Genomic DNA, 24,017 nt, shown 5'->3' on the forward strand with positions numbered 1-24,017 from the left:
GCCTAACCGACCCGGTCGGTCCCCGCCGCCCGCAGCAGCTCGTCGGGACCCGGGTCGACGAGCACCCGGCCGTCCGAGGCGACGACGACCGGTCGCTCCTCGTCGAGGGCGTCGTTCTCGGCGAGCACCGCCCGCGCGGCCTCGTTCTCCGCCGGGTCGAGCCACTGGTGGGCGATGCCCTGCTCGTCGAGGAGCGCCCGCAGCGCAGCGCTGGCCGGCCACGCCGGGTCGCCGACGACCCGCAGGCCCGTCGCCCGGCCGATCAGCATCGCCCGGCGCAGCAGGAACGACCGCATGATCAGGTCGGCCAGCTCCCGGTCGGCGGACATCACCTCCCGCAGGCGCTGCACCGTCAGGGTGACCACCACCCCCGGCCGCGCCGCCACCACCGTCCGGACCGCGCGCTGACCGGCGAGCATGTTGAGCCCCCCGAGGAACCGCCCGGGTCCGACGACCATGACCACGCGCGGCTCGTCCCCGTCGCCGGGCTCGGGGTCCTCGAGCACCGCGACGGTGCCCTCGAGGACGACGACGAAGTCCCACTCGCTGGCGCCGCCCTGGACCAGCACCTCGCCCTTGCTCGTGGTGCGCCGGCGACCGGCCCGGCGGAGGACGGCGAGCTGCCGCTCGTCCAGCCGGGGAGAGGCGCCGCTCGGGTCCTCGGTCTCGTCGAGCCCCTCGACCGCGGGCAACCGCGCCGGCGGGGACTGCGGCGAGGGCGGGCGCGTGCCCGGGACCGGCCCGGCAGCAGCGACCGTCCGCTCCACCGGCGTCCCCCGCGGATCGGTGCGCAGCAGGGCCGCCGCGAGCTCGTCGGTGCCGGCCCGGCCGGTGTGGCGGATGCCGTTGACGAAGAAGGTGGGCGTCCCCTCCACCCCGCTCGCCTCGGCACCGGCGACGTCGTCCCGGACGTGCGGCGCGTGGGTGCCGTCGCCGAGCTCGCGGGCGAACCGCTCGAGGTCCAGGCCCAGGGCCGCGGCGTAGTCGAGCAGGTCGGGCGCCTCGAGCGCGTCCTGGTGGGCGAACAGCTTGTCGTGCATCTCCCAGAACTTCCCCTGGGCGCCGGCGGCCTCGACCGCCTCGGCGGCCAGCTGGGCGTGCGGGTGCAGCTCGACCAGCGGCAGGTGGCGGAACACGTAGCGCAGGTCCTCGCCGAAGCGGCCCCGGAGCTCGCTCACCACGCCGGTGGCGCGGCCGCAGAAGGGGCACTCCATGTCGCCGTACTCGACGAGGGTCAGCGGCGCGTCGACCGGCCCGCGGACGTGGTCGACCGCCGGGTCGACCGGCGGGTCCAGCTGGAGCGGGCGCTCGGGGGTGCTGCTCTCCCGGCTGAGGAGGCGGAAGAAGAGCGCGCCGAGGGCGGCGGAGACCACGGCGGCCGCCAGGATGCCGACCGTCGCCTCCTCCCGCAGCGCCTCGTCGTCGAACGCCAGGTCGGTGACGAACAGCGAGACGGTGAAGCCCAGCCCGCAGAGCGCCGCACCGCTCCACACGTTGCCGAGGGTGACGCCGGGCGGCAGGACCCCCAGCCGCAGCCGGACACCCAGCCAGGCGGCCAGCCCGACGCCGAGCAGCTTGCCGACGGCCAGCCCGAGGAAGACGCCGATCGTGACCGGCGAGGTGAGCGCCCGCTCCAGGAGGGGCCCGTCGATGCGGACCCCGGCGTTGGCCAGGGCGAACACCGGGACGACGACGTAGCTGCTCCACGGCACCAGGACCGCGCCGATCCGCTCGTTGGGCGAGATGGCGCGCTCCACCGAGAGCTTGGCCTCCCGGGCGAGGGAGGGCTCGGGGGACTGCCGGAACGCGCGCGCGAGGGACCCGGCGCGCTCGACCTCGGCGCGGCGGGGCGGGTAGGCGCTGACCAGCAGGCCCAGCACGACGCCGCCGATCGTGGCGTGCACGCCCGACTCGTACATCGCGACCCACATGACGGCGCCGACGGCGAAGTAGGCGGGCCCCCGCCACACCTGCATGCGGGAGAGCCCGATGAACGCCAGGACGCAGAGCCCCGCGATGGCCAGCGCCACGAGGTCGATCTCGTCGGAGTAGAAGATCGCGATCGCGCTGAGGGCGCCGATGTCGTCGACGACCGACAGCGACAGGAGGAAGACCCGCAGCTGGATCGGCGTGTGCCGGCCGAACAGCGCCAGCGCGCCCAGCACGAACGCGGTGTCGGTGGCCATCGGGATGCCCCAGCCGACCGCGCCCTCGCCGCCGGCGTTGATGGCCAGGTAGATGAGCGCCGGGAGCACCAGGCCCGCGACCGCGGCCAGGGTGGGGATGGTCAGCCGGCTGCGCTGCACCAGCTCGCCCATCGACAGCTCGCGCCGCACCTCCATGCCGATGAGGAAGAAGAAGAACACCATCAGGCCGTCGTTGACCCAGTGCTGCAGGTCCATGGCGATCTGCGAGTCGCCGAAGCGCAGGACCAGCTCGGTGTGCCAGAGCTCGTCGTAGGAGTCGGCCCAGGGCGAGTTCGCCCAGACCAGCGCGACGACGGTGGCGGCCACCATCAGGCCGGCGCCGGCGACCCCCGAGCGCATCATCCGCCGGACGGGGGACGACAGCTGGGCGGCGAGGTGGGTGGACCCGGTGCGGCTGGACCCGGCGAGAGTCGTCACCGCAGGAACGCTAGGGCCCGGAGGTTTCCAGCGGGAGTCCTCGTCCGCCGGTGCGGCCGGTCAGCGCCGGCGGTCCGGGAGGAACCGGAAGCGCTCCCGCGTCGCGGTGACCTCCGCGGCGTCGACGTCGGCGAGCAGGATCGTCTCGATCCCGGAGGCGGTCGCCAGCAGCTCCCCCATCGGGCTGACGATGCGGCTGTCCCCCACGTGCTCCGTGCCGTCGCCGGCCGCGCCGACCCGGTTGCAGCCGACGACGTAGGCCTGGTTCTCGATGGCCCGCGCCTGGAGCAGCGTCTGCCAGTGGTGCCGTCGCGGGCTGGGCCAGTTGGCGGGCACGAGGTAGACGTCGGTCTGCGGCGCCGCGTCCCAGAAGACGTTCGCGAAGCGCAGGTCGTAGCAGATGAACGGGGTGATCCGCAGGCCGCCGACCTCGACCGTCGTCGGCTTCTCCCCCGCCCGGAACCGCTCGTGCTCGCCGGCGTGGGTGAACGGGTGCAGCTTGCGGTAGCGGTGAGCGGTCCCGTCGGGCCCGGCCAGCACGAAGGAGTTGAAGGGCAACTGCTCGCCCTCGGCGACCTCGGGGCAGGTGCCGCCCACCCACACGCCGTGCTCGGCCGCCTGCTCGGCCAGGAACCGCGCCGACGGCCCGCCCTCCGGCTCCCCGATGCCCGGGGTCATGGAGAACCCCGTGCTGAACGTCTCGGTCAGCAGGACCAGCTCGGCGCCCGCGCCGACCGCCCGCGCGACCTGCGGGGCGAGCCGGGCGAAGTTGGCGTCCCGGTCCTCCCAGACGATGTCGTGCTGCACCGCCGCGATCCTCACGTCAGCCCCCTCAGGCGTTCCACGGCCTCGGCCAGGACCCCGTCACCCTTGCAGAAGGCGAAACGGACCAGGTGCCGCCCCAGGTGCGCGTGGGCCGGCTCGTAGAACACCACGGTCGGGACGGCCACCACGCCCGCGCGCCGGGGCAACGCCCGGCAGAACGCCAGGCCGTCGCCGTCGGGCTGCACACCTCGCACGTCGACCGTCGCGAAGTAGGTCGCCTGGGGGCTCACCACGGGCAGCCCGGCGTCGCCCAGCCCCTGGACCAGGACGTCGCGGCGGTACTGCAGGTCGCGCGCCGCGGCGGCGAAGTACTCGTCCGGCAGCGCGAGACCCGCGGCGACCGCGGGCTGGAACGGCCCTCCGCTGACGTAGGTGAGGAACTGCTTGGCCGTCCGGACGGCGGACACGAGCGGCGCCGGGCCGCAGATCCAGCCGATCTTCCAGCCGGTCACGTTGAACGTCTTCCCGGCGCTGCTGACGACGAGGGTGCGCTCGCGCATCCCGGGCAGCGTGGCGAGGGAGAGGTGCTCGGCCCCGTCGAAGACCAGGTGCTCGTACACCTCGTCGGTCAGCACGAGCAGGTCGTGCGCCGTCGCGACCTCGGCCAGCAGGTCGAGCTCCTCGCGGGTGAACACCTTGCCCGTGGGGTTGTGCGGGGTGTTGAGCAGCAGCAGCTTCGTCCTCGGCGTGACCGCCGTCCGGAGGTCCGCGGGGTCGAACGTCCAGGGCCCGGCCCCGTCGGAGGGCGGGTGCAGCGGCACCGGGCGGGCGACGCCGCCGGCCATCGCGATCCCGGCGGCGTAGCAGTCGTACATCGGCTCGAACAGGACGACCTCGTCGCCGGTCTCGAGGAGGGCGAGCAGCGTGGCCGTCAGGGCCTCGGTGGCGCCGGCGGTGACCAGCACCTCGGTGTCCGGGTCCAGCTCGATCCCGCGGAAGCGCCGCACGTGCTCGGCGATCGCGGTCCGCAGCTCCGGTGTGCCCGGGCCCGGCGGGTACTGGTCGGCGGGCGTGCCGATGGCGGCGCGGGCGACGTCGAGCACCTCCGGCGGACCGGGGTAGTCGGGGAAGCCCTGCCCCAGGTTCACCGATCCGGTGGCCACGGCGAGCGCGCTCATCTCCGCGAACACCGTCGTGCCGAATCCCTGCAGGCGGGCGGACAGGTACGGCGCCCGGCTCACGCCCCACCGTCCAGGACGAAGCGCACGGCGCGGGCGTGCACGTCGGCCGTCTCGAGCCGGACCCGCACGCGGGTGCCCGGCCGCAGGCCCTCCCCGGTGCAGCGGCCGCGGATCGCGAGGTCGTCGAGGACGACGGTGCCCCGCCCGTCCTCGGCCTCCACGACGACCGCCGGGAAGTCCTCCCCCTCCCGGCCGCGCAGCAGCCAGGCCTCGGTGGCGTCCACGACCGCCCGTTCGACATCGCGGGTGCGGCGGTCGGACGCCGCCATGAGCGCGGGCAGGTCGGGGAGGACGGCGCGCAGCGCCGCATCCGGTTCGCGGCCGACGGCGAGCGCGAGGCACACCTCCGTGCCGAAGCGGTCGACCAGCCGCCGCAGCGGGGCGGTGACGTGCGCGTACGGCGCCCCGACCCCGCCGTGGCCCGGCTGCTCGGGCGCCTCCCCGTCGAACGCGGTGTAGGCGGCTCCCCGCAGCAGGATGACCGCCTCCTCGAGGAACGCCGCGTGCCCGGGCCGGGCGGGGTCCAGACCCGCCACGACGGCGCCGGGGGCGGCACCGGCGGGCCAGTCCACGCCCAGCGCCGGCGCCAGCAACCGCAGCTGCTCGACGTCCTGGGGCCGGGGCGGGGGCAGGGTGCGCAGCACGCCGACGCCGCCCTCGAGCATCAGCGCGGCGGCGCAGCGGCCGGTGAGCAGGGAGATCTGGGCGTTCCACCCCTCGACGGGCAGGTCCCCGCGCAGCACCAGCCGCCAGCCGCCAGCCGGCGTCGCCTCGACCGCCTGGTCGGGCGTGCCGAGCTCGATGGCGCCGCGCTCGGCCGCCCGCTCCTGCAGGAGCGCACCGATCGCGGGCAGCAGGGCCAGCGCCTCGGGGAGCGTGCCGGCGTCGGCCTGCGCCTGGACGGCCGGGTAGTCCAGCTGGGCGCGGCTGCGGACGCGGGCCCGGCGGAGCTGCACCCCGACCGCCTCCCCGTCGGCGTCCAGGTCGATCCTCCAGAGCGCGGCGGCCCGGAGCTCCCCCGGCAGGAGGCTGGCGGCGCCCTCGCTGAGCACGGGCGGGTGCAGCGGCGTCCGCCGGTCGGGGCTGTAGAGCGTCTGGCCGCGGCGCCGGGCCTCCGCGTCGAGCGGGCCGTCCAGGTCGACGGCGGCGCCGACGTCGGCGATCGCATAGCTGACCCGGAAGCCCTGCCCTCGCCGCTCGAGGTGCACCGCCTGGTCGAGGTCGCGGCTGCCCACGGGATCGAGGGTCACCAGCGGGACGTCGGTCGCGTCGAGCTCGGGCAGCCGCGGCTGCGCGGCCCGGAGCTCCGCCTCCGCCAGCACGGCCGCGGGGAACTCCTCGGGGACGTCGAACTCCGCCCGGATCGCCGCGAAGTCCGGCCCCTCCGGCGCGGCGGCCGGCCACCGGGGCACCCGGATCGGCGCGCGGACCATGACCACCAGCCTGGCAGAGGGCGGCGTTCCACGTGGAACGAGCCGCCGGCGGTCAGCCGATGCGGACGTCCTCCATGCCCTCGACCTGCACCACGTCACCCCGGTGCAGCTGGCGGCCCCGGCGGTCCTCGGGCTCGCCGTTGACGCGGACGGTGCCGGAGAACAGCACGTCCTTCACCTGCGCGCCGGTGGGCACGGCGTCCACCAGCTTGAGCAGCTGGCCCAGCCGGATGGTGTCCTCGCCCGGACGCAGGTCGACGGTGCGCATGCCGGTCAGTCTGCCGGTCCGCGCACGGCGAGCTCGTCGCCGGTCCGGACCGTGCCGGCCCGCAGGACGGCCGCCCGGACGGCCAGCAGCCCGTCGCGCTCGCGGTGGATCGTCTTGAGCACCGACGTGTCCCGGCCGATACCGCCCGGCTGCGGGCGGGTGGTCATCACGCACCGCGCGATCGGGACGCCGAACCGCAGGCGCACCGAGCCGAGGTCCGCCTCCTCCCCGCGCAGCGCGTCCTCGCCCTCGCCGTCCAGGACGACGTTCGCCCGGAACCGCCGCCGGTCCCAGGTGCCGAGCGTGCCGGTCGACACCAGGGAGAGCCGGATGCGGGGGCTGTCGTGGAACGGCCCGGGGGCGCCCTCCCACTGGAGCCACTCGGTGGGGTCGGGCACCTCCTCGTCGGCCGGGGTCTCGTATGTGGGGACGACGTCGGGGTCGTCGGTGGCCTCCCGCAGCTCCACGTCCCGGCCCAGCCAGCGGGAGAGGGCCGCCTCGTCGGTCGTCACCGTGCCGTCAGGCAGGACGACCTCGACGCCGCCGTCGTCCCGGACCCGGGCCGACCCGAACAGCAGCTCGGGCACCCGGCGGGCGGTGAGGCCCAGCCCGGTGCTCCTGTCGAACAGCGCCCAGCGGCGGTCGCCGGCGATGCCGAGCGCGTCGATCGGCGCCTCGCCCAGCCGCTCCCCCTGGAGCGACTTGACCGGGTAGCGCCAGAGCTCGAGGACCCGCACCTCAGGCCGCCGTCCAGGACAGCGCCCAGCTCCCCGACCACCCGGCCCCCGGCTCGAGGACGACGAGGTCGGCGCCGTCGGCGAAGGCGTTCGGCGGGCAGGTCATGGGCTCGACGGCCAGGCTGCGCCGCCGGCGCCCCTCCGGGAGCGTGTCGCCGCTGAACACCTGCAGCCACGACCAGGCCCCGTCGACCGCGAGCTCCAGCGCCCCGGCGGGGCCGGCCAGCCGGGCGCGGGCCCAGCCGTCGTCGTCGCGGACCAGGTCGGTGAAGGCGTCGTCCAGGGCGCGGTCACCGATCCGCCCGACGGCACCGTCGAACGGCGCCCGCCCCCCCGTGGGCAGCCCGCCCTCCAGCTCCAGGACGGTCCGCACCGGCAGGGCCAGCTCGGCCGCGCCGACGTCCCCGTCCTCCTCCGCACCGACGGACAGGTAGGGGTGCAGGCCGATCCCGACGGGCGCGGCGTCGTCCCCGGCGTTGCGGACGCGGACGGTGACGTCCAGCCGGTCCGGCGCCAGGCGGTAGTCGACGGCGGCCTCGAGGCGGAACGGGTAGCCCGGGTGCGGCGGGACGACGGTGCCGACCGTCGCGTTGCCGGCCGTCGAGGCCAGCACGTCCCACTGCTGCCACGCGACCAGGCCGTGGATGGCGTTCGGCGCCTCCGGGGACTGGACCTGGAGCTGGAGCTCGCGCCCCTCCCAGGTCCAGCGGCCGTCGCGGATGCGGTTGGGCCAGGGGATCAGGACGGCGCCCGGCCAGCCCTCGACCACGGTGCCCGCCGGGTAGGCGTCGAGGACCTCCCAGCCCCCCACCGCCAGCCGCCGCATGCCGCCGCCGCGGAGGTCGACGGCGAGGGCGGCGTCGCCGGCGGTCAGCTCCACCTCGGTCGGCGCGGCCGGCGGCCAGTTGTTCGGCATGCGCCCACCTCACCACAGGCCGCTCCGCAGGACCGGAGGTGTCTGACAGGCTGCGGCCATGGGGCTCGATCGCGCGGTGCTCTTCCGCCTCGCCACCAGCGGACGACTCGAACGGGCCGTGCGGGCATCGACGACCGGCGACGCACGGGCCTGGACCGCGGCGTCGCGGTACGTCGCGGGGCGGTCGCTCGAGGAGGCGCTGCCCGCGGTCACCGGTGTGCTGGCGGGCGGGCACGGGGTGAGCGTCGACCTGTTCGGCGAGCTGGAGCGCGACCGCGCCGTGGCGGACCGCGTGGTCCAGGACTACCTGGGGCTGCTCTCCGCCCTGCCGGCCGCTCCCGCCGACGTCTGGCTGTCGGTCGACCTGAGCCACCTGGCGCTCGACACCGACCCCGGCGGCACCGCCGACCGCCTGACCGCCCTCGCCACGGCCCTGCCGGCCGGACGCCGGATCCAGGTGGGCGCGGAGGACGCCGCCCGCACGGACGCGGTCCTCGGCTGCGTCCTGGACGTCGCCGGCCGCGGTCTCGCCGATCGGCTCGGCGCCACCGTCCAGGCGAACATGCTGCGCTCGCCGGGGGACGCCGACGCGCTGGCCGCTGCCGGGGTGCACGTGCGCCTGGTCAAGGGCGCCTACCTCGAGCCGGCCGGCACACTCCCCCACGGCGAGCCGACCGACGTGGCGTACCTGCAACTGGCCGCTCGGCTCGCGGCGTCCGGGACGCCCTGGTCGGCGGCCACCCACGACCGGGTGCTCCAGGAAGCGGTCCCCGGCCGGCACGGGACCGTGCCCGTCGAGCAGCTGCTCGGCGTCCGCCCCGAGGTGCTCGACGGGCTGGCGCGTCGCGGCGTCCCGACCCGGCTCTACGTGCCGTACGGACCGCACTGGTTCCGCTACTGGATGCGCCGGCTGGCGGAGTCCCGGGGAGCCTGACCCGCCTCAGATGCACCGCTCGAAGAAGAGCGAGCCCTCGGCGTCCGGGTCGCCGACGTACGCGCCGAACGCCGGGATCGGGCGGTAGCCGCCGGAGCTGTAGAGGCCGATCGCCTCCGGCTGCAGCGGCCCTGTCTCCAGCCGGAGGGTGGTCCAGCCGCGCTGCCGGGCGGCGCCCTCGAGCCCGAGCAGGACGGCGCGCGAGACGCCCCGGCCGCGAGCCTCCGGCACCACGTACATGCGCTTGACCTCCGCGACGCCGTCGCCGAGCGCCCGCAGGGCCCCGCACCCGAGCGGCGTCCCGTCGTCGTCCCGGGCCAGAAGGACGACGCTCACGTCGGCCGCCGACGGATGCGTGCCCGGCTCGTCCTTGCCGCCGTAGCGGGCGCGGACCTCGACCTGCTGGTCGCCGGTCAGCCGCTGGACGTCGGGGTCGTCCCAGGACGCCGGCTCGACCCTCACAGCGCGATCCCGTGCAGCAGGAGGGCGGCGAGCTCCCGGTAGGCGGCCGCGTCGTCGAGCCCGGTCGCGCGTGCGGTCTCGCCGCGGCCGATGCGGAACATCAGCGTGGTGACCGTGTCGGCGATGAGCGCCGGGTGCACCTCGCGGAACCGGCCCTGGGCCACGCCCTCGGCGATGAGCTCGCGGACCCGGTCCGCCGCCAGCGCGGTGTTCCGCTCGTACACCTCGCGGCCGGGGGCGAATGAGTCCAGGTCGCGGTGGAAGGACGGGCCCGCCGGGGACAGCGCCCGGGCGACCGCGGTGAGGTAGGCGGTGACCCGCAGCGCCGGGTCGCTCTCGGAGACCGTGTGCGCCTCCACCGCGTCGGTCGCCTTGCGGAAGAAGTGGCGGATCACCCGCAGCGAGAGCTGCTCCTTGGACCCGGCGAGCGCGTACAGCGTGCTCTTCGAGCAGTGCAGCCGGACGGCGAGGTCCTCCAGGGTGAACCGGGCGAACCCCTCCGCCAGGAAGATCGCCTCCAGCTGGTCGAGCAGCTCGGCCTGCCGCCGGGTGAGCGTGGTGTCCACGGTGTCGGTCATCGGTCCTCCTCCCGGCGGGTCAGCATGGTCCTGGACGACGGACAGTACTGCGGTACCGTTCCCAGTACTGTTCACGACGAGGGAGCACCGTGCCGGTCGACCGCGAACTGCCCACCCCCGAGGCCGCCGACCTCATCGCGCTGACCCGCGAGCTCGCCGACGCGGAACTGGCCCCGAAGGCCGCGCAGCACGAGCGCGAGGAGCGGTTCCCGCGCGAGGTCTTCCGCACGCTGGGCGACGCCGGGCTGCTCGGCCTCCCGTTCGGGGAGGACGTCGGCGGGGGCGGCCAGCCCTACGAGGTCTACCTCCAGGTCGTCGAGGAGCTGGCGGCCCGCTGGGCGAGCGTCGCGCTCGGCGTCAGCGTGCACACGCTGGCCTGCTTCCCCATCGACAGGTTCGGCACCGAGCAGCAGCGCCGCGACCTCCTGCCCGACATGGTCGGCGGGCAGCTGCTCGGCGCCTACTGCCTGTCGGAGGCTCACGCGGGCTCCGACCCCGCCGCCATGCGGGCCTCCGCGAAGCGCAGCGACGACGGCTGGATCGCCAACGGGGAGAAGGCCTGGGTCACCCACGGCGGCCACGCGGACTTCTACTCGACGTTCCTGCGGACACCGGACGACGGGGAGCGGGGCATCTCCTGCTTCCACCTCACCCCCGACCTGACCGGCTTCTCCCCCGCCCGGCCCGAGGAGAAGATGGGACTGACCGGATCGACCACTGCGGCGATCCGGCTGGACGACGTGCCGGTGCCGGCCGACCGGCTCGTCGGCGAGCGCGGCCGCGGCCTGTCCATCGCCCTCGCCGCCCTCGACTCGGGCCGGCTGGGGGTCAGCGCCGTCGCCGTCGGCCTGGCGCAGTCGGCCCTCGACGTCGCCATCAGGTACGCGAGCGAGCGGGAGGCGTTCGGCCGCCCCGTCATCGAGCACCAGGGCCTGGCGTTCCTGCTGGCCGACATGGCCGCGGCGGTCGAGTCCGCCCGGGCCACCTACCTGGTCGCGGCCCGGCGCAAGGACGCCGGCAAGGACTACTCGCGGCAGGCCAGCATCGCCAAGCTCGTCGCCACCGACGCCGCCATGAAGGTGACCACCGACGCCGTCCAGGTGCTCGGCGGCGCCGGCTACACCCGGGAGTTCCCGGTGGAGCGGTACATGCGCGAGGCGAAGGTCATGCAGATCTTCGAGGGCACCAACCAGATCCAGCGGATGGTGATCGGGAAGTCCCTCGCGCGCGACGTGGTCCCCGCGACGAGCTGACGCCGACCTGTCGGCGGTCGGGTGCAGAGTGCGCACCATGACCACGTTCGCCGACGTCGAGGCGCAGGAACCGGAGTTCGCGGCGCGGGTCCGCGCCACCTTCGACGCGCACCGGCACAAGTACCTGGCCACCCTCCGCCGCGACGGCTCGCCGCGGATCAGCGGGATCGAGATGTCCTTCGTCGCCGGCGAGCCGTGGCTGGCCGGCATGCCCGGCTCGGTCAAGTTCACCGACCTGCGCCGCGACCCGCGCTTCATGCTGCACAGCGGCAGCCCCGAGCCGGAGGCCTTCGAGGCGGACGCCAAGCTCGCCGGGCGCGCCGTCCCGGTGACCGACACCGCCGAGCGGGCGGACTTCGCCACCGCGGCGGGGCTGCCGGCCGGCGACCTCGGGTTCGAGCTGTTCCGCGTGGAGCTGGACCAGGTCGTGCTGGTGGCGCTGAACGAGGAGAAGAGCGCTCTGGTCGTCACGTCGTGGCGGCCCGGCGCGGGCCTCACGCGGACCCTGCGCACCTGATGGGCACCACGGGGATCCCGTGACGTCCGTCAGTGGACCCGGGGACGGGCGCCGCACCAGACTGGGGACCCCCGCACCAGGAGAGCCGCGATGCCCGAGCCCCACCTGCGCGCCGCCGACGCCGACCGCGCCGCGGTCGCCACCGTCCTCGGCCAGCACATGTCCGCCGGCCGGCTGACCGTGGACGAGTACGACGAGCGCCTGGCGCGGGTGTACGCGGCCAAGACCTACGGCGAGCTGGACCAGATCACCGCCGACCTGCCGTCCACCGACCTCGCGGCCCGCCCGGCGGCTGCGCCGGTCACCCCGCAGGCCGCGGTCCCGGTCCGCTCCGGTGGGTGGGACCGCGACCCGCACTCCTGGCGGTCGTGGGCCACGACGTCCCTGATCGTGCTGGTCATCTGGGCCGCCACCTCGCTGGCCACCTGGGAGTTCCTCTACTTCTGGCCGGTGTGGGTCATCGGGCCCTGGGGCGCGGTGCTCCTCGCCCAGACGCTGACCCGCCGGGACGACGACAGCGATGGACCCCGCCGGCTGCGCTGACCGGCCCCGGATACGGCAGCACCCCGCTCCCGGGAGCCCGGGGACGGGGTGCTGGCCGTGCTGTGGGCAAGGGGGGAGTTGAACCCCCACGTCCTTTCGGACACACGGACCTGAACCGTGCGCGTCTGCCATTCCGCCACTTGCCCTGGCGCCCGCAGAGATTAGCAGCCGGGAGCCGTGACCCGGCCGGGGGGTGGGTCGTTCCCCGGTCGGTGTCAAGAACGGATGGGACGGGTGTGACGTACCGGCGAGTTACCGGCCGGTCGGGAGGGCACGTCCCGGCTACGATCACCGTTGGGACAGCTGGACGACCGACCGAGCGCAGAGGAGCGACTGTGGGTGTGCTGCAGCGCTTCGAGCGACGCCTCGAGGGCATGGTCGGTCTCGCGTTCGCCCGGATCTTCAAGGGCAAGGTGCACCCGGCCGAGATCGCCAAGGCGCTCCAGCGGGAGGCCGACGAGCAGCGGTCGGTGATGGGCGAGGGCCGCGTGCTCGCGCCGAACGTCTACGTCGTGACCCTGGGCCGCACGGACTTCGAGCACCTGGGCCAGTGGTCGGACCAGCTGGCCGGCGAGCTCGCCGACATGGTCGCCGAGCACATCGACGACGAGGGCTACCAGGTCTTCGACAAGGTCACCGTCCGCCTCGAGCAGGACACCGACCTGCCCACCGGAGTCTTCGAGGTCAGCTCGCACGTCGCCGACCCGGCGCGGCCCCCGTCGCGCGACGACTTCGCCGTGGCCGCTCCCCCGCGACCGGCGACCGGCGCCCACCCGCCCCTGCCACCGCTGCCCCCGCTCCCGCCGCTGCGCGGGCGGACGGCGACCGACACCGGTAAGCAGGGCCCGTCCTTCACCGGCCGGGCGGGCAGCCGCCCGGGCGTCACGCACGTGCTGGTCGTCGACGGCCCCGGCACCCGCCACGAGCTCACCCACGGCCGCAACGTCATCGGCCGGGGTACGGAGGCCGACATCCGGCTGCCCGACACGGGGGTCAGCCGCAAGCACGTCGACGTCGTGCTCGACGGGGGGACGGCGACGGTCGAGGACCTCGGCTCCACCAACGGCACGCTGGTCAACGGCCGCCGCGTCAACCGGCACGCGCTCTCCGACGGCGACGTCATCCGGATCGGTCACTCGGTGCTGGTGTACCGCCAGGACGGCCAGTGACAGGGCTGGAACTGCCGTGAGCGAGATCGTCCTGCAGGTCTTCCGCTTCGGGTTCCTGCTGCTGCTCTGGCTGTTCATCTTCGCGGCCTTCCGCGTGGTGCGGGCCGACCTCTTCGGTGGCCGCGCCGGCCGGGTGGCCTCGGTGCCGCCCCGCGCCGCCGCGGCGGCGCCCGGCCGCAAGCGGGGGCAGCGCGGACCCAAGACCCTGGTGGTCACGGCCGGCCCGCTGACCGGCACGAAGATCACCCTCGGCGACCAGCCGATCCTCATCGGCCGGGCCGACGACTCGACGCTCGTCCTCACCGACGACTTCGCCAGCTCGCGGCACGCACGCCTCACCAACCGCGGCGGCCAGTGGTACGTGGAGGACCTGGGCTCGACCAACGGCACCTACCTCGACCAGCAGCGCGTCCAGGGACCGCTCCTGGTCGGTCCCGGTCAGCCGATCCGCATCGGGCAGACTGCCCTGGAGCTGCGCACGTGACCGCACGTGCCGGCACCGACATGAGGACAGCTACCGGGCGCACGCGCCCCCCGAGCGCCAGCGAGGTGGATGCATGAGCCTCGTCCTCCGCTATGCGGCGCGCTCGGACCGCGGCCTGATCCGCGGCAACAACCAGGACTCCGTCTACGCCGGCCCCCGCCTGCTCGCCGTCGCCGACGGCATGGGCGGGCACGCGGCCGGCGACGTCGCCAGCAAGGTGGTCATCGCCGCGCTGGAGCACCTGGACGACGACGCGCCCTCGGGGGACATGCTGCAGGCCCTGCGCGAGGCGGTCTTCGAGGGCAGCGAGCACCTGCGCGAGGTCATCCGCGAGTCGCCGCAGCTCGAGGGCATGGGCACGACGCTCACCGCGATCCTCTTCGCCGGCGGCCGCCTCGCGCTGTGCCACGTCGGTGACTCCCGTGCCTACCTGGTGCGCGACGGCCAGCTCTCGCAGATCACCCACGACGACACGTTCGTCCAGACGCTGATCGACGACGGCCGGATCACCGCCGAGGAGGCCAACAGCCACCCGCAGCGCTCGTTGCTGCTGCGCGCGCTCAACGGGCAGGAGGTCGAACCGGACCTCTCGATGCGGGAGGCCCGCGCCGGCGACCGCTACCTGCTCTGCTCCGACGGCCTCTCCGGCGTGGTGAGCGAGGAGACCCTGGCCTCCGCGCTCCAGGACCCGGACCCGCAGTCGACGGCCGACCGGCTCATCGAGCTGGCGCTGCGCAGCGGCGGGCCGGACAACATCACCGTGATCGTGGCCGACGTCGTCGAGGACGACGGTGGCCGCGGTCGGTTGGACCCGGTCATCGACGGCGCGGCGGGCGACAACGTCGGCCAGCGGCAGGTCGACCCGCGCTCGGCGGCCGGCCGCGCCGCCCTCGCCGATCCGCAGCCCCCGGCCCCGCCACCACCCACACCGCCGACGGGCGACGGCTCCTCCGCCCGCCGCCGCCCGCTGCGACTCCTCCTGGTGGCGGTGGCAGCTCTCGTCGTGCTCGTCGCGGGAGCGGTCGGAACGTACGTGTGGGCTCTCGGGCACTGGTTCGTCGGCGTCGACGGCACCGGGGAGGACGAGCAGGTCGCCGTCTTCCGGGGCCTGGACGTCTCCATCGTCGGCTTCGACTTCTTCGAGCTCGACCGCGACACCGGCCTGGCGGTCGCGGACCTCACCCCCGCCGCGCGCAACCGGGTCCGCGGGGGCATCACCGCCGACGACGCCGAGGACGCCGACCGGATCCTCGCCGCCCTGCACGACCAGCGGCTCCCCCTCTGCCGGGTCACCGGCTCCACCCAGCCCTCCCCCTCGACGTCCGCGGCGCCGACGCCGGACGCCGGCGCCCCGCTGCCGACGGAGACCCCGGCAACCGAGGCCCCGCCGACCGAGACCGTCCCCTCGCCGACCACGTCGGCCCGGACGACGGCGTCGTCCGTGCCGGGGGAGAACTGCCGGGAGGCCGACTGATGGCCGGCCCGGTGACCGACCCGCGCGGAGCCGCGGCCGGCACCCCGCTGCCCACCCGGCGCGGCACCGAGGCGGTGCTCCTCGGATTCGCCGTCCTGATCACCGTGGTCGCGCAGTGCATCGTCGACCTGACCATCACCGGCTCGCTGCGCCCGGAGATGGCCGGCTTCAGCGCCTGGATCACCGCGCTGTGGGTGGTCGCGCACCTGGTCATCCGCAAGTGGGCGCCCTACGCCGACCCGCTGATCCTGCCCGCGGTCGCCCTCCTCGTGGGTCTCGGGCTCACGGTCATCCACCGGCTCGACCTCGCCGCGGAGCAGGTCGAGAGCACCGTCACGCGCGAGGACGCCCCCGTCCAGCTGGTGTGGGCCACGCTCGGCGTCGCGCTCTTCGTGGCCTTCCTGGTCCTCGTGAAGGACCACCGGACGCTCTCCCGCTACGCGTACACGCTGGCGCTGGCCGGGCTGGCGCTGCTGGCGCTGCCCGCGGTCCTGCCCGCCTCGTTGTCGGAGGTCAACGGCGCCAAGATCTGGATCCGCGTGGCCGGCTTCTCCATCCAGCCCGGTGAATTCGCCAAGATCTGCCTCGTCGTCTTCTTCGCCGCCTACCTCGTCGACAAGCGGGACGTGCTCGCCCTGGCCAGCCGGCGGGTCCTCGGGATCGAGCTGCCGCGCGGCCGCGACCTCGGCCCGGTGCTGCTGGCCTGGATCCTCTCGATCCTCGTGCTGGTCTTCGAGCGCGACCTGGGCAGCTCGCTGCTGCTGTTCGGGATCTTCGTGGTGATGCTCTACGTCGCCACCGAGCGCTCGAGCTGGCTGCTGATCGGCGTCGGGCTGTTCGCCGGCGGCGCGTTCATCGCCTACCAGGTCTTCAGCCACGTCCAGGCCCGCGTGGACACCTGGCTCGACCCCTTCGCCTACCAGGACGGCGCCGGCTACCAGCTGGTCCAGTCGCTGTTCGGGCTGGGCACCGGCGGCATCTTCGGTGCGGGCCTCGGCGGCGGGCGCCCGGACCAGGTGCCGGTGGCGAAGAGCGACTTCATCGCGGCCGCCGTCGGCGAGGAGCTGGGCCTGTTCGGCCTGGTCGCGGTCATCGTCCTGTACCTGATCCTGGTGGAGCGCGGCCTCCGGACCTCGCTGGTCGTGCGGGACCCGTTCGGCAAGCTGCTCGCCGCCGGCCTGTCCTTCGCCATCGCGTGGCAGGTGTTCGTCGTCCTCGGCGGGGTGACCGGCCTGCTGCCGCTCACCGGTCTGACGACGCCGTTCCTCGCCTACGGCGGCTCGTCGCTGGTCGCGAACTTCGTGCTCGTCGCCCTGCTGGTCCGGATCAGCGATGCGGCCCGCCGCCCGGCCACGCCGCACGGCACCCCGCCGCCGCGCCTGGGCGAGGCACCGACCGAGGTGGTCACGCCGTGAACGCCCCCCTGCGCCGTGTCGCGATCAGCGTGCTGGTCCTGTTCACCCTGCTGATCGTCAACGTCAACTGGATCCAGGTGGTGCGCTCCGACGAGCTGCGCACCAACCCGTCCAACACCCGGGTGCTCGCCGCGGAGTACGACCGCGAACGCGGTGCGATCGTCGTCAGCGGCACCGCGATCGCCGAGTCGGTGCCCACCGACGGCCGGCTGAAGTACCTCCGCAACTACCCGCAGGGTGCGTTGTACGCCGCGGTCACCGGGTACCACTCGCTGATCTACAACAACTCCCAGCTCGAGTACGCCGAGAACGACATCCTGGCGGGCACCGACCCCCGCCTGACGTTCCGGCGGCTGGCCGACATGTTCACCGGGCGCGACCCCGCCGGCGGCGACGTCGTCCTCACCCTGGACCCCGCCGTCCAGGAAGCCGGCATGGCCGGCCTCGAGGGCTTGACCGGCGCCGTGGTGGCGCTGGACCCGCAGAGCGGCGCGATCCTCGGCATGGCCAGCACGCCGAGCTACGACCCCACCCGGTTGTCCAGCCACGACCCGGCCGACATCCGCGCGTACTGGGACGAGCTGGAGGCCGCCGAGCGCGATCCGCGGCTGAACCGGGGGATCGGCGACAACTACCCGCCCGGCTCGCTGTTCAAGGTGATCGTGTCGGCCGCCGCGATGGAGGACGGTTACACCCCGGAGACCGTCATCCCGGCCCCGGACGTCTTCACCGCGCCCGGCACCTCGAGGCAGCTGGAGAATTTCAACGGCTCGTCCTGCAGCCCGAGCGGCGAGCAGCCGCTCATCGACGCCCTCACGATCTCCTGCAACACCGCGTTCGCCCAGCTGGGCATCGAGCTCGGCGCCGACCGCGTGCGCGAGATGGCCGAGGCGTTCGGGATGGACGGCGAGGACTTCGAGACCCCGCTGCCCGTGGTCGACAGCCACGTCGGCGACATCCCGGACGACGCCGCGCTCGCCCAGGCCTCGATCGGCCAGCGCGACGTCCGGATGACCCCGCTGCAGGCCGCCATGATCGCCGCAACCGTCGCCAACGACGGGGTGCAAATGAAGCCCTACCTGGTCGACCAGGTGCAGGCGCCCGACCTCACGGTCATCGACTCCACCGAGCCGGAGGAGTGGCGCGAGCCCATCTCCGCCGACGTCGCGGACCAGCTCACCGAGATGATGCGCAGCGTCGTCGACAACGGCTCGGGCCGCGCTGCCCGCATCCCCGGCGTCCAGGTGGCCGGCAAGACCGGCACGGCCCAGGTGAGCGAGGACGTCGCCGACCACACCTGGTTCATGGGCTTCGCCCCGGCCGACGACCCGCAGATCGCCGTCGCGGTCTTCGTGGCCAACGGCGGCGGCACCGGCGGCGAGCGGTCGGCACCGATCGCCCGCCAGGTCATCGAGGCCTACCTGAACGGGCAGGGCGGCTGATGGCCCTGTCCACCGGGAGCCTGCTGGCCGGGCGCTACGAGATCACCGCCCCCATCGCGGTGGGTGGCATGGGCGAGGTGTGGAAGGCCCGCGACAACGTCCTCGACCGGATCGTGGCCGCGAAGGTGCTCAAGAGCGAGTACACCAACGACCCGAGCTTCCTCGCGCGCTTCCGCAACGAGGCGCGGCACACGGCCGCCCTGACCCACCCGAACATCGCCTCGGTCTACGACTACGGCGAGACGGTCGACGACACCGGCACCCAGCAGCTGGCCTTCCTCGTCATGGAGTACGTCGAGGGCCAGCCGCTCGTCACGATCCTGCACGACGAGGGCGCTCTCCCCGTCGACTGGACGCTGCACGTGCTCAGCCAGTCGGCCGACGGGCTGTCCGCGGCGCACCGGGCCGGGGTCGTGCACCGCGACATCAAGCCGGGCAACCTCATGGTCCGGCCCGACGGCGTCGTCAAGCTCACCGACTTCGGCATCGCCCAGGCGCGCGACACCACGCCGCTGACCCGCACCGGCATGGTCGTCGGGACGGCGCAGTACCTCTCCCCCGAGCAGGCGCAGGGCATGGAGGTCACCGCCGCCTCCGACGTGTACTCCCTCGGCGTCGTGGCCTACGAGTGCCTGACCGGGGTCCGGCCGTTCGACGGCGCCTCGCAGGTCGCCATCGCGCTGGCGCACATCAACCGGCCGCCGCCCCCGCTGCCCCCCGCCATCCCGCCGGCGGTGCGGCTGCTGGTCGAGCGGGCGCTGGCCAAGGACCCCGCCGACCGGTTCCCGGACGGCGGCGCGTTCGCCGAGGCCATCCGCCGGGTGGCGTCGGGCGGCACGCTGGCCCCCGTCGCCGGTCCGGGCACGATGCCCACCCAGGTGGTCGCCGGCGGGGGGCTCGCCGACTCGGCGACGCAGGTCATCCCGGCGACGGGCGCGACCGCGGTGGCCGGTGCTGGCTACCTCGGTCCGGGCACCGCGCCCAGCGGCCCCATGCCCCCGCTCCAGGCGCCTCCGGACGACGACGACTGGTACCCCGCCGACGAGCCGGCCGACGAGCGGCGCAGCAGGAAGTGGGCCTGGCTGGCAGCGGCGCTCGTGCTGGTCCTGCTGCTCGCCGGCGGCCTCTGGTACTTCCTCGGCAGCGGCCGGGAGGACGGGAACGGCACCACCGCCGACCCGACTCGCTCCTCGGCCAGCACCTCCGCCGGCCCCTCGGGGTTCGTCCTCGACCCGACGGCCTACATCGGGCGCCCGTCCGACGAGGTCCGCGCCGAGCTGGAGGGCGCCGGCCTGGTGGTGGAGGAGCAGTCGGCCGACGACGACCAGCTCGCGTCGTCCGGCCAGGAGCTCGACGCCGGGGACGTGGCGGCGCTCGACCCGGCGGGCGGCACGGTGCCCGCGAACAGCGAGGTCACCCTCTTCGTCGCCGACGAGGCGTACGCCCCGGACGACGAGGAGGACGAGGAGCAGCCGGTCCCGACCCCCACGACGTCGGCCGCGCCCACGACCTCGGCCCGCCCGACCCCCACGCAGACCTCCAACCCCCCGAACACGGCGACCAACCAGAACCCGGGGACGTCCTCGTCCGCGCCGGCCACGACGTTGTCCGGGCAGCCGGGCGGACCGCCGTCGGACCCCTCTCCGCCCGTCGATCCTGAGGCGGATGAGCAGGGCGGGGCACCGTGATCCGCGCTGCCTGGACCTCCCGGGTTTCGACCCGCGCAGCGGCTAGGCTCGCCGTCGGCTCCCCGCCCGCAGGAGGCCCCGCACAGCGGGGTACCCGCCCGCTCGTCGAGGCCCGCGCCCGGACGACGCACAGCCCCGCCCGAGAGGACCTCCGATGACCACGCCGCAGGTGCTCGGCGAGCGCTACGAGATCGGTGGCGTCCTCGGCCGGGGCGGCATGGCCGAGGTCCACCGCGGCCGGGACCTGCGGCTGGGCCGCGAGGTCGCGGTCAAGGTCCTGCGCAGCGACCTGGCCCGCGACCCGTCGTTCCAGGTGCGGTTCCGCCGGGAGGCCCAGGCGTCGGCCTCGCTGAACCACCCGGCCATCGTCGCGGTCTACGACACCGGCGAGGACCGCACCAGCACGGGCGCGACGCCCTACATCGTCATGGAGTACGTCGAGGGCGAGACGCTGCGCGACGTCCTCCGCCGGGAGGGCCACCTCTCCCCCCAGCGCGCGATGAGCCTCTCGGCCGACATCTGCGGGGCCCTGGACTTCAGCCACCGCAACGGGATCGTCCACCGGGACGTGAAGCCCGGGAACGTGATGATCACGCCGCAGGGCTCGGTCAAGGTCATGGACTTCGGCATCGCCCGTGCGGTCTCCGACTCCGCCGCCACGATGACCTCCACCGCCGCCGTCATCGGCACCGCGCAGTACCTCTCGCCGGAGCAGGCCCGCGGTGACAGCGTCGACGCGCGGTCCGACGTCTACTCGCTGGGCTGCATGCTCTACGAGCTCGTGACCGGCGCGCCCCCCTTCACCGGCGACTCCCCCGTCTCGGTCGCCTACCAGCACGTGCGCGAGGACCCGCGCCTGCCGTCGTCGATCAACCCCCAGATCCCGCCGGAGCTGGACGCCATCCTGCTCAAGGCCATGAGCAAGAACCCGGCGAACCGGTACCAGTCGGCCGCCGAGATGCGCAACGACCTGCTGCGGGCGCTGGCCGGCCAGCGGGTCGAGGCCACGCCGGTCATGGGCGACGCCGAGAAGACCGCGATCATCGGCGCCCCGCCCGGCGGGTTCGGCACCTACGGCGACGACGACGCCGACTGGGACGACGACGAGCAGGAGCGCAAGCGCCGGAAGCGCCGCATCATCGCGATCGTCTCCGTGGTGGCGCTGCTGCTCATCGCCGGTGCCATCGCGATCGCCGTGGCCATGAGCGGGGGCGACGACACCCCGACCACCCGGCAGGTGCAGGTCCCCGCGGTGGCCAACCTGCCCCAGGCCCAGGCCGAGCAGGCCATCACCGACGCCGGCCTGACGGTCGGCACGGTGACCACCGAGGCGAGCACCACCGTGGCCGAGGGCAACGTCATCAGCAGCGACCCCGCCGCGGGTGCGTCGCGCGACGAAGGGACGGCCGTCGACCTGGTCGTCAGCGGAGGGCCGGACACCCTGGGCATCCCGGCGGTCGTCGGGCTGGACGAGGACCGCGCCCGGGCCCAGCTCGAGGCGGCCGGCTTCACCAGCATCAACAGCCGTCAGGTCGAGTCGCTGGAGGACGAGGGCACCGTCGTCGGCGTGAACCCCGCCGAGGGCCAGCAGGCGGCGCCGAACCAGCCGATCACCCTGCAGATCTCCACGGGCACGGTGCGGCTGCCCGACGTCGCCAACCGCAACGAGGCGGACGCCCGCCGCGCGCTGACCGACCTGGGCTTCTCCAACGCCCAGATCGTCAACCAGAGCGTGGAGCGGGACGACGTCGCCGAGGGCACCGTCGTCGGCACGGAGCCGGGCGCCGGTACGGCCGTCGGCTCCGGCGAGGAGATCGTCCTGCTGATCGCCGTCCCGACGCCGCCGGAGCCCACGCCGACATCGACGTCGCCGACCACGTCGTCGTCCGCGCCGCCGACGTAGGCCGGCACACGACGAGGGCCCCTTCCCGCACCGGGAAGGGGCCCTCGTCGTTCTGGGCGCGCTAGGAGGCCGTGACGGCCGCGAGGCGGCGCACGGAGGCGGCGGCCGCCTCCACCACCTCGGAGTCGGGGGCCAGGCCGCACGCCTCGAGCCAGGTGGCGAGCATGCGGTGGCCGCCCTCGGTGAGGACCGACTCCGGGTGGAACTGGACGCCCTCGATGGGCAGCTCGCGGTGCCGCAGGGCCATGACGATGCCCGACGGCGTCGTGCCGGTGACCTCGAGCTCGCCGGGCACGGTGGCGGGGTCGACGGCCAGCGAGTGGTACCGGGTGGCGGTGAACGGCGAGGGCAGCCCGGCCAGGACGCCCTCCCCCTCGTGCACGACCTGGCTGGTCTTCCCGTGCAGCAGCTCGGGCGCCCGGACGACGACGGCGCCGAAGGCCTCGGCGATCGCCTGGTGACCCAGGCACACCCCTAGCACCGGCGTCCCGGCCTCGGCGGCCGCGCGCACCATGGGCACCGTCACGCCGGCGCCCGCCGGGGTCCCCGGGCCGGGCGACAGCAGCACGCCCGCGACATCGAGGTCGGCCAGCTCGTCGACGTCCACGGCGTCGTTGCGCCGGACGATGCAGCGCACGCCCAGCTGGCCGAGGTACTGGACCAGGTTGTAGACGAAGCTGTCGAAGTTGTCGACGACGAGGACGGGACGGTCGGCGGTCGTGCCGCTCATGGTCCCTCCTCTCATCCGGCGGTCGCGTACTGCAGGTCCAGGGGCCCATCGTAGGCGGGCAGCTCCACGACCGGTCGCTCGCGCACGGTGAAGGTCAGCCCGTAGGCCTCGACGGCCTGCTGGAAGACGGCCACCTGGGGCGAGGCCGCCAGCTGCGCGCGGACCGCCGAGGGCTCGGCGATCGCCGCCACGACGAAGGGCGGGGAGTAGGTGCGGCCCTGCAGCAGCAGGGTGTTGCCCACGCAGCGGACGGCGCTGGTCGCGATCAGCCGCTGGTCCATGATCGCCACCCCGTCGGCCGCGGCGGCCCACACCGCGTTCACGACGGCCTGGACGTCGGACTGGTGGATGACGAGGTCGTCGGGGCGGGCGTTGACCGGCAGGCTCCCGTCGGGGCGCGAGGGGGCGTCGTCGAGCGTGATGACCACGCCCGGGCCGGACAGCGGCAGCAGGGCGGCCGACAGCGCGCCGGCGTCGCCCGCGGTCTGGGCGGCGGCGACGTCGGTGTCGCGGGACGCCGCCTGCTCGGTGAGGCGCTCGACCTGGCGCTGGAGGTCGCCGAGCTGGTCCTCCTGGTCGGCGATCACGTCGTTGCGCTGGTCGATCAGCCCGGAGAGCTCGGTGACCTCCCCGCCGCGCAGGTCGGTGCCCTGCGCGGTGCGCCCGGAGGTGGCGAACAGCAGCCCGGCGAGGAGGGCGACCACGGGCACGAGCGCGCCCCAGGCCGACAGCCGGCGTCCGCCGAGGAGCGGCCGGTGCAGCAGCGACCTGCTCACGGGCACCTCCTCGGGGGGATCTCCTGGGCGTGGACGGCATGTGGCCCGGCCCCGCCGTCCCCCGGCAGCTTAGGCTGGGGGCGGTTGCGGCCGGGGGTGACAGCCCGGCCCGCGGAAGGGAGAACGTCGGGTGCCCAAGTCCAAGGTCCGCAAGAAGTCGGCCTACACGCCGCCGGAGACCGTGCTGCAGGCGCGGTCGGGGCAGGCGCGGGTCGCCCAGCCGAGCCCCCGCTGGTACGCGCCGGTCATGGTCGCGCTGATGCTGATCGGCCTGCTGTGGATCGTCGTGTACTACGTCGCCGGCGACAAGATCCCGTTCATGGTCTCGCTGGGCGCCTGGAACTTCGCGATCGGCTTCGGCGCGATGGTCGCCGGGCTGGTCATGTCGATGCGCTGGCGCTGACAGCGCGCGGTCCGTACACGAGGCCCTCGTCCCCACCCGGGGACGGGGGCCTCTGTCGTGGGCGGTGTGGACGCTGTGCACAGACCGACGCTGCGTCCACAGGTCGACATGGCGCTCCACCCCCAGGGTTGTCCACCGAGTGTGGAGAGACGGAACGGACCCGCACCTGCGTGACCTGCGGTTTTGCCAGGGATGAGGCTCCTGTGACGAGAGCACCACGGGGGTAACTACACCCGTGTGAGTCTGTCCCCAGCTGTGCACA

23 protein-coding genes and 1 tRNA gene are annotated in these 24,017 nt (G+C 74.5%); 12 read left to right on the forward strand and 12 right to left on the reverse strand.

Annotated elements, in window-relative coordinates; all coding sequences use genetic code 11:
* Positions 1-2: 2 nt before the first annotated feature.
* The 7 genes from nhaA to ACI78T_RS07895 are packed head-to-tail and all read right to left on the reverse strand — an operon-like array spanning position 3 to position 7,984.
* Positions 3-2,624 carry a Na+/H+ antiporter NhaA gene (nhaA, locus tag ACI78T_RS07865; protein ID WP_456557533.1) on the reverse strand — a complete coding sequence of 874 codons (2,622 nt, stop codon included), beginning with the start codon at positions 2,622-2,624 and terminating at the stop codon, positions 3-5.
* A gap of 60 nt (positions 2,625-2,684) precedes the next feature.
* A complete protein-coding gene (locus ACI78T_RS07870) occupies positions 2,685-3,431 on the reverse strand; it encodes a nitrilase-related carbon-nitrogen hydrolase (RefSeq protein WP_456557534.1) in 747 nt (248 codons plus the stop codon).
* Positions 3,432-3,442: 11 nt separating this feature from the next.
* Positions 3,443-4,630, reverse strand: coding sequence for a pyridoxal phosphate-dependent aminotransferase (locus ACI78T_RS07875; protein ID WP_456557535.1), 1,188 nt, complete (start codon positions 4,628-4,630; stop codon positions 3,443-3,445).
* Complete coding sequence (locus ACI78T_RS07880) at positions 4,627-6,063, reverse strand: RNB domain-containing ribonuclease (RefSeq protein WP_456557536.1); 1,437 nt, start codon at positions 6,061-6,063, stop codon at positions 4,627-4,629. Before ACI78T_RS07880 ends, ACI78T_RS07875 begins: the two co-directional genes overlap by 4 nt.
* A gap of 52 nt (positions 6,064-6,115) precedes the next feature.
* Positions 6,116-6,331: an RNA-binding S4 domain-containing protein gene (locus ACI78T_RS07885; protein ID WP_456557537.1), complete on the reverse strand. Its 216-nt coding sequence runs from the start codon at positions 6,329-6,331 to the stop codon at positions 6,116-6,118.
* A gap of 5 nt (positions 6,332-6,336) precedes the next feature.
* A complete protein-coding gene (locus ACI78T_RS07890; protein ID WP_456557538.1) occupies positions 6,337-7,068 on the reverse strand; it encodes an MOSC domain-containing protein in 732 nt (243 codons plus the stop codon).
* A gap of 1 nt (position 7,069) precedes the next feature.
* Positions 7,070-7,984, reverse strand: a complete 915-nt coding sequence (locus ACI78T_RS07895) for an aldose 1-epimerase family protein (protein WP_456557539.1) — start codon at positions 7,982-7,984, stop codon at positions 7,070-7,072.
* Positions 7,985-8,042: 58 nt separating this feature from the next.
* Here ACI78T_RS07895 and ACI78T_RS07900 point away from each other — a divergent pair, with 58 nt between their 5' ends.
* Positions 8,043-8,918, forward strand: a complete 876-nt coding sequence (locus ACI78T_RS07900) for a proline dehydrogenase family protein (protein ID WP_456557540.1) — start codon at positions 8,043-8,045, stop codon at positions 8,916-8,918.
* Between the two features lie 6 nt (positions 8,919-8,924).
* Here ACI78T_RS07900 and ACI78T_RS07905 read toward each other — a convergent pair whose 3' ends face one another.
* The gene (locus tag ACI78T_RS07905; protein ID WP_456557541.1) at positions 8,925-9,380 is read right to left on the reverse strand and encodes a GNAT family N-acetyltransferase; all 456 of its coding nucleotides are present in this window, start codon (positions 9,378-9,380) and stop codon (positions 8,925-8,927) included.
* Positions 9,377-9,958 carry a TetR/AcrR family transcriptional regulator gene (locus ACI78T_RS07910; RefSeq protein ID WP_456557542.1) on the reverse strand — a complete coding sequence of 194 codons (582 nt, stop codon included), beginning with the start codon at positions 9,956-9,958 and terminating at the stop codon, positions 9,377-9,379. Before ACI78T_RS07910 ends, ACI78T_RS07905 begins: the two co-directional genes overlap by 4 nt.
* An 89-nt stretch (positions 9,959-10,047) precedes the next feature.
* Between ACI78T_RS07910 and ACI78T_RS07915 the strand changes: the two genes are divergently transcribed.
* The 3 genes from ACI78T_RS07915 to ACI78T_RS07925 all read left to right on the forward strand — a co-directional run bounded on the left by ACI78T_RS07915 (position 10,048) and on the right by ACI78T_RS07925 (position 12,271).
* A complete protein-coding gene (locus tag ACI78T_RS07915) occupies positions 10,048-11,211 on the forward strand; it encodes an acyl-CoA dehydrogenase family protein (RefSeq protein WP_456557543.1) in 1,164 nt (387 codons plus the stop codon).
* Positions 11,212-11,248: 37 nt separating this feature from the next.
* Complete coding sequence (locus ACI78T_RS07920) at positions 11,249-11,728, forward strand: pyridoxamine 5'-phosphate oxidase family protein (RefSeq protein ID WP_456557544.1); 480 nt, start codon at positions 11,249-11,251, stop codon at positions 11,726-11,728.
* A gap of 90 nt (positions 11,729-11,818) precedes the next feature.
* Complete coding sequence (locus ACI78T_RS07925; protein ID WP_456557545.1) at positions 11,819-12,271, forward strand: DUF1707 SHOCT-like domain-containing protein; 453 nt, start codon at positions 11,819-11,821, stop codon at positions 12,269-12,271.
* Positions 12,272-12,334: 63 nt separating this feature from the next.
* Here the strand turns inward: ACI78T_RS07925 and ACI78T_RS07930 are convergent.
* Positions 12,335-12,417, reverse strand: a tRNA-Leu gene (locus ACI78T_RS07930).
* A 189-nt stretch (positions 12,418-12,606) separates the two neighbouring features.
* Here ACI78T_RS07930 and ACI78T_RS07935 point away from each other — a divergent pair.
* From ACI78T_RS07935 to pknB, 7 genes are all read left to right on the forward strand, one after another.
* Complete coding sequence (locus tag ACI78T_RS07935) at positions 12,607-13,440, forward strand: FhaA domain-containing protein (RefSeq protein WP_456557546.1); 834 nt, start codon at positions 12,607-12,609, stop codon at positions 13,438-13,440.
* A gap of 16 nt (positions 13,441-13,456) precedes the next feature.
* Positions 13,457-13,924 carry an FHA domain-containing protein FhaB/FipA gene (locus ACI78T_RS07940; protein ID WP_456557547.1) on the forward strand — a complete coding sequence of 156 codons (468 nt, stop codon included), beginning with the start codon at positions 13,457-13,459 and terminating at the stop codon, positions 13,922-13,924.
* A gap of 73 nt (positions 13,925-13,997) precedes the next feature.
* Positions 13,998-15,398 (forward strand): protein phosphatase 2C domain-containing protein, encoded by a 1,401-nt coding sequence (locus tag ACI78T_RS07945; RefSeq protein WP_456557548.1) that lies wholly within the window; start codon positions 13,998-14,000, stop codon positions 15,396-15,398.
* Positions 15,398-16,813, forward strand: a complete 1,416-nt coding sequence (locus ACI78T_RS07950) for an FtsW/RodA/SpoVE family cell cycle protein (RefSeq protein ID WP_456557549.1) — start codon at positions 15,398-15,400, stop codon at positions 16,811-16,813. Before ACI78T_RS07945 ends, ACI78T_RS07950 begins: the two co-directional genes overlap by 1 nt.
* Positions 16,810-18,255: a peptidoglycan D,D-transpeptidase FtsI family protein gene (locus ACI78T_RS07955; protein WP_456557550.1), complete on the forward strand. Its 1,446-nt coding sequence runs from the start codon at positions 16,810-16,812 to the stop codon at positions 18,253-18,255. Before ACI78T_RS07950 ends, ACI78T_RS07955 begins: the two co-directional genes overlap by 4 nt.
* Complete coding sequence (locus ACI78T_RS07960; protein ID WP_456557551.1) at positions 18,255-19,943, forward strand: protein kinase domain-containing protein; 1,689 nt, start codon at positions 18,255-18,257, stop codon at positions 19,941-19,943. The genes ACI78T_RS07955 and ACI78T_RS07960 overlap by 1 nt, the downstream gene beginning before the upstream one ends.
* A gap of 154 nt (positions 19,944-20,097) precedes the next feature.
* Positions 20,098-21,846 carry a Stk1 family PASTA domain-containing Ser/Thr kinase gene (pknB, locus tag ACI78T_RS07965; protein ID WP_456557552.1) on the forward strand — a complete coding sequence of 583 codons (1,749 nt, stop codon included), beginning with the start codon at positions 20,098-20,100 and terminating at the stop codon, positions 21,844-21,846.
* Positions 21,847-21,907: 61 nt separating this feature from the next.
* On the opposite strand, the gene ACI78T_RS07970 is transcribed toward pknB, so the two are convergent.
* Both ACI78T_RS07970 and ACI78T_RS07975 read right to left on the reverse strand, forming a co-directional pair.
* Positions 21,908-22,576, reverse strand: a complete 669-nt coding sequence (locus ACI78T_RS07970; RefSeq protein ID WP_456557553.1) for an aminodeoxychorismate/anthranilate synthase component II — start codon at positions 22,574-22,576, stop codon at positions 21,908-21,910.
* 11 nt (positions 22,577-22,587) lie between these two features.
* Entirely contained in the window at positions 22,588-23,352 is a 765-nt protein-coding gene (locus tag ACI78T_RS07975) for a DUF881 domain-containing protein (RefSeq protein ID WP_456557554.1), read from the reverse strand.
* A gap of 130 nt (positions 23,353-23,482) precedes the next feature.
* Here ACI78T_RS07975 and crgA point away from each other — a divergent pair, with 130 nt between their 5' ends.
* On the forward strand, positions 23,483-23,755 hold the full coding sequence (gene crgA, locus ACI78T_RS07980) for a cell division protein CrgA (protein ID WP_456557555.1): 273 nt from the start codon (positions 23,483-23,485) through the stop codon (positions 23,753-23,755).
* Positions 23,756-24,017: the final 262 nt, after the last annotated feature.

The sequence above is a fragment of the Blastococcus sp. SYSU D00922 genome, from assembly GCF_054050495.1.

Coding starts and splice junctions, on each gene's coding strand:
- ACI78T_RS07970 (WP_456557553.1), bottom strand. CDS start 22,576: ATGAGCGGCACGACCGCCGACCGTCCCGTCCTCGTCGTCGACAACTTC.
- ACI78T_RS07950 (WP_456557549.1), top strand. CDS start 15,398: ATGGCCGGCCCGGTGACCGACCCGCGCGGAGCCGCGGCCGGCACCCCG.
- ACI78T_RS07880 (WP_456557536.1), bottom strand. CDS start 6,063: ATGGTCCGCGCGCCGATCCGGGTGCCCCGGTGGCCGGCCGCCGCGCCG.
- ACI78T_RS07900 (WP_456557540.1), top strand. CDS start 8,043: ATGGGGCTCGATCGCGCGGTGCTCTTCCGCCTCGCCACCAGCGGACGA.
- ACI78T_RS07945 (WP_456557548.1), top strand. CDS start 13,998: ATGAGCCTCGTCCTCCGCTATGCGGCGCGCTCGGACCGCGGCCTGATC.
- ACI78T_RS07960 (WP_456557551.1), top strand. CDS start 18,255: ATGGCCCTGTCCACCGGGAGCCTGCTGGCCGGGCGCTACGAGATCACC.
- ACI78T_RS07910 (WP_456557542.1), bottom strand. CDS start 9,958: ATGACCGACACCGTGGACACCACGCTCACCCGGCGGCAGGCCGAGCTG.
- ACI78T_RS07925 (WP_456557545.1), top strand. CDS start 11,819: ATGCCCGAGCCCCACCTGCGCGCCGCCGACGCCGACCGCGCCGCGGTC.
- pknB (WP_456557552.1), top strand. CDS start 20,098: ATGACCACGCCGCAGGTGCTCGGCGAGCGCTACGAGATCGGTGGCGTC.
- ACI78T_RS07920 (WP_456557544.1), top strand. CDS start 11,249: ATGACCACGTTCGCCGACGTCGAGGCGCAGGAACCGGAGTTCGCGGCG.
- ACI78T_RS07885 (WP_456557537.1), bottom strand. CDS start 6,331: ATGCGCACCGTCGACCTGCGTCCGGGCGAGGACACCATCCGGCTGGGC.
- ACI78T_RS07895 (WP_456557539.1), bottom strand. CDS start 7,984: ATGCCGAACAACTGGCCGCCGGCCGCGCCGACCGAGGTGGAGCTGACC.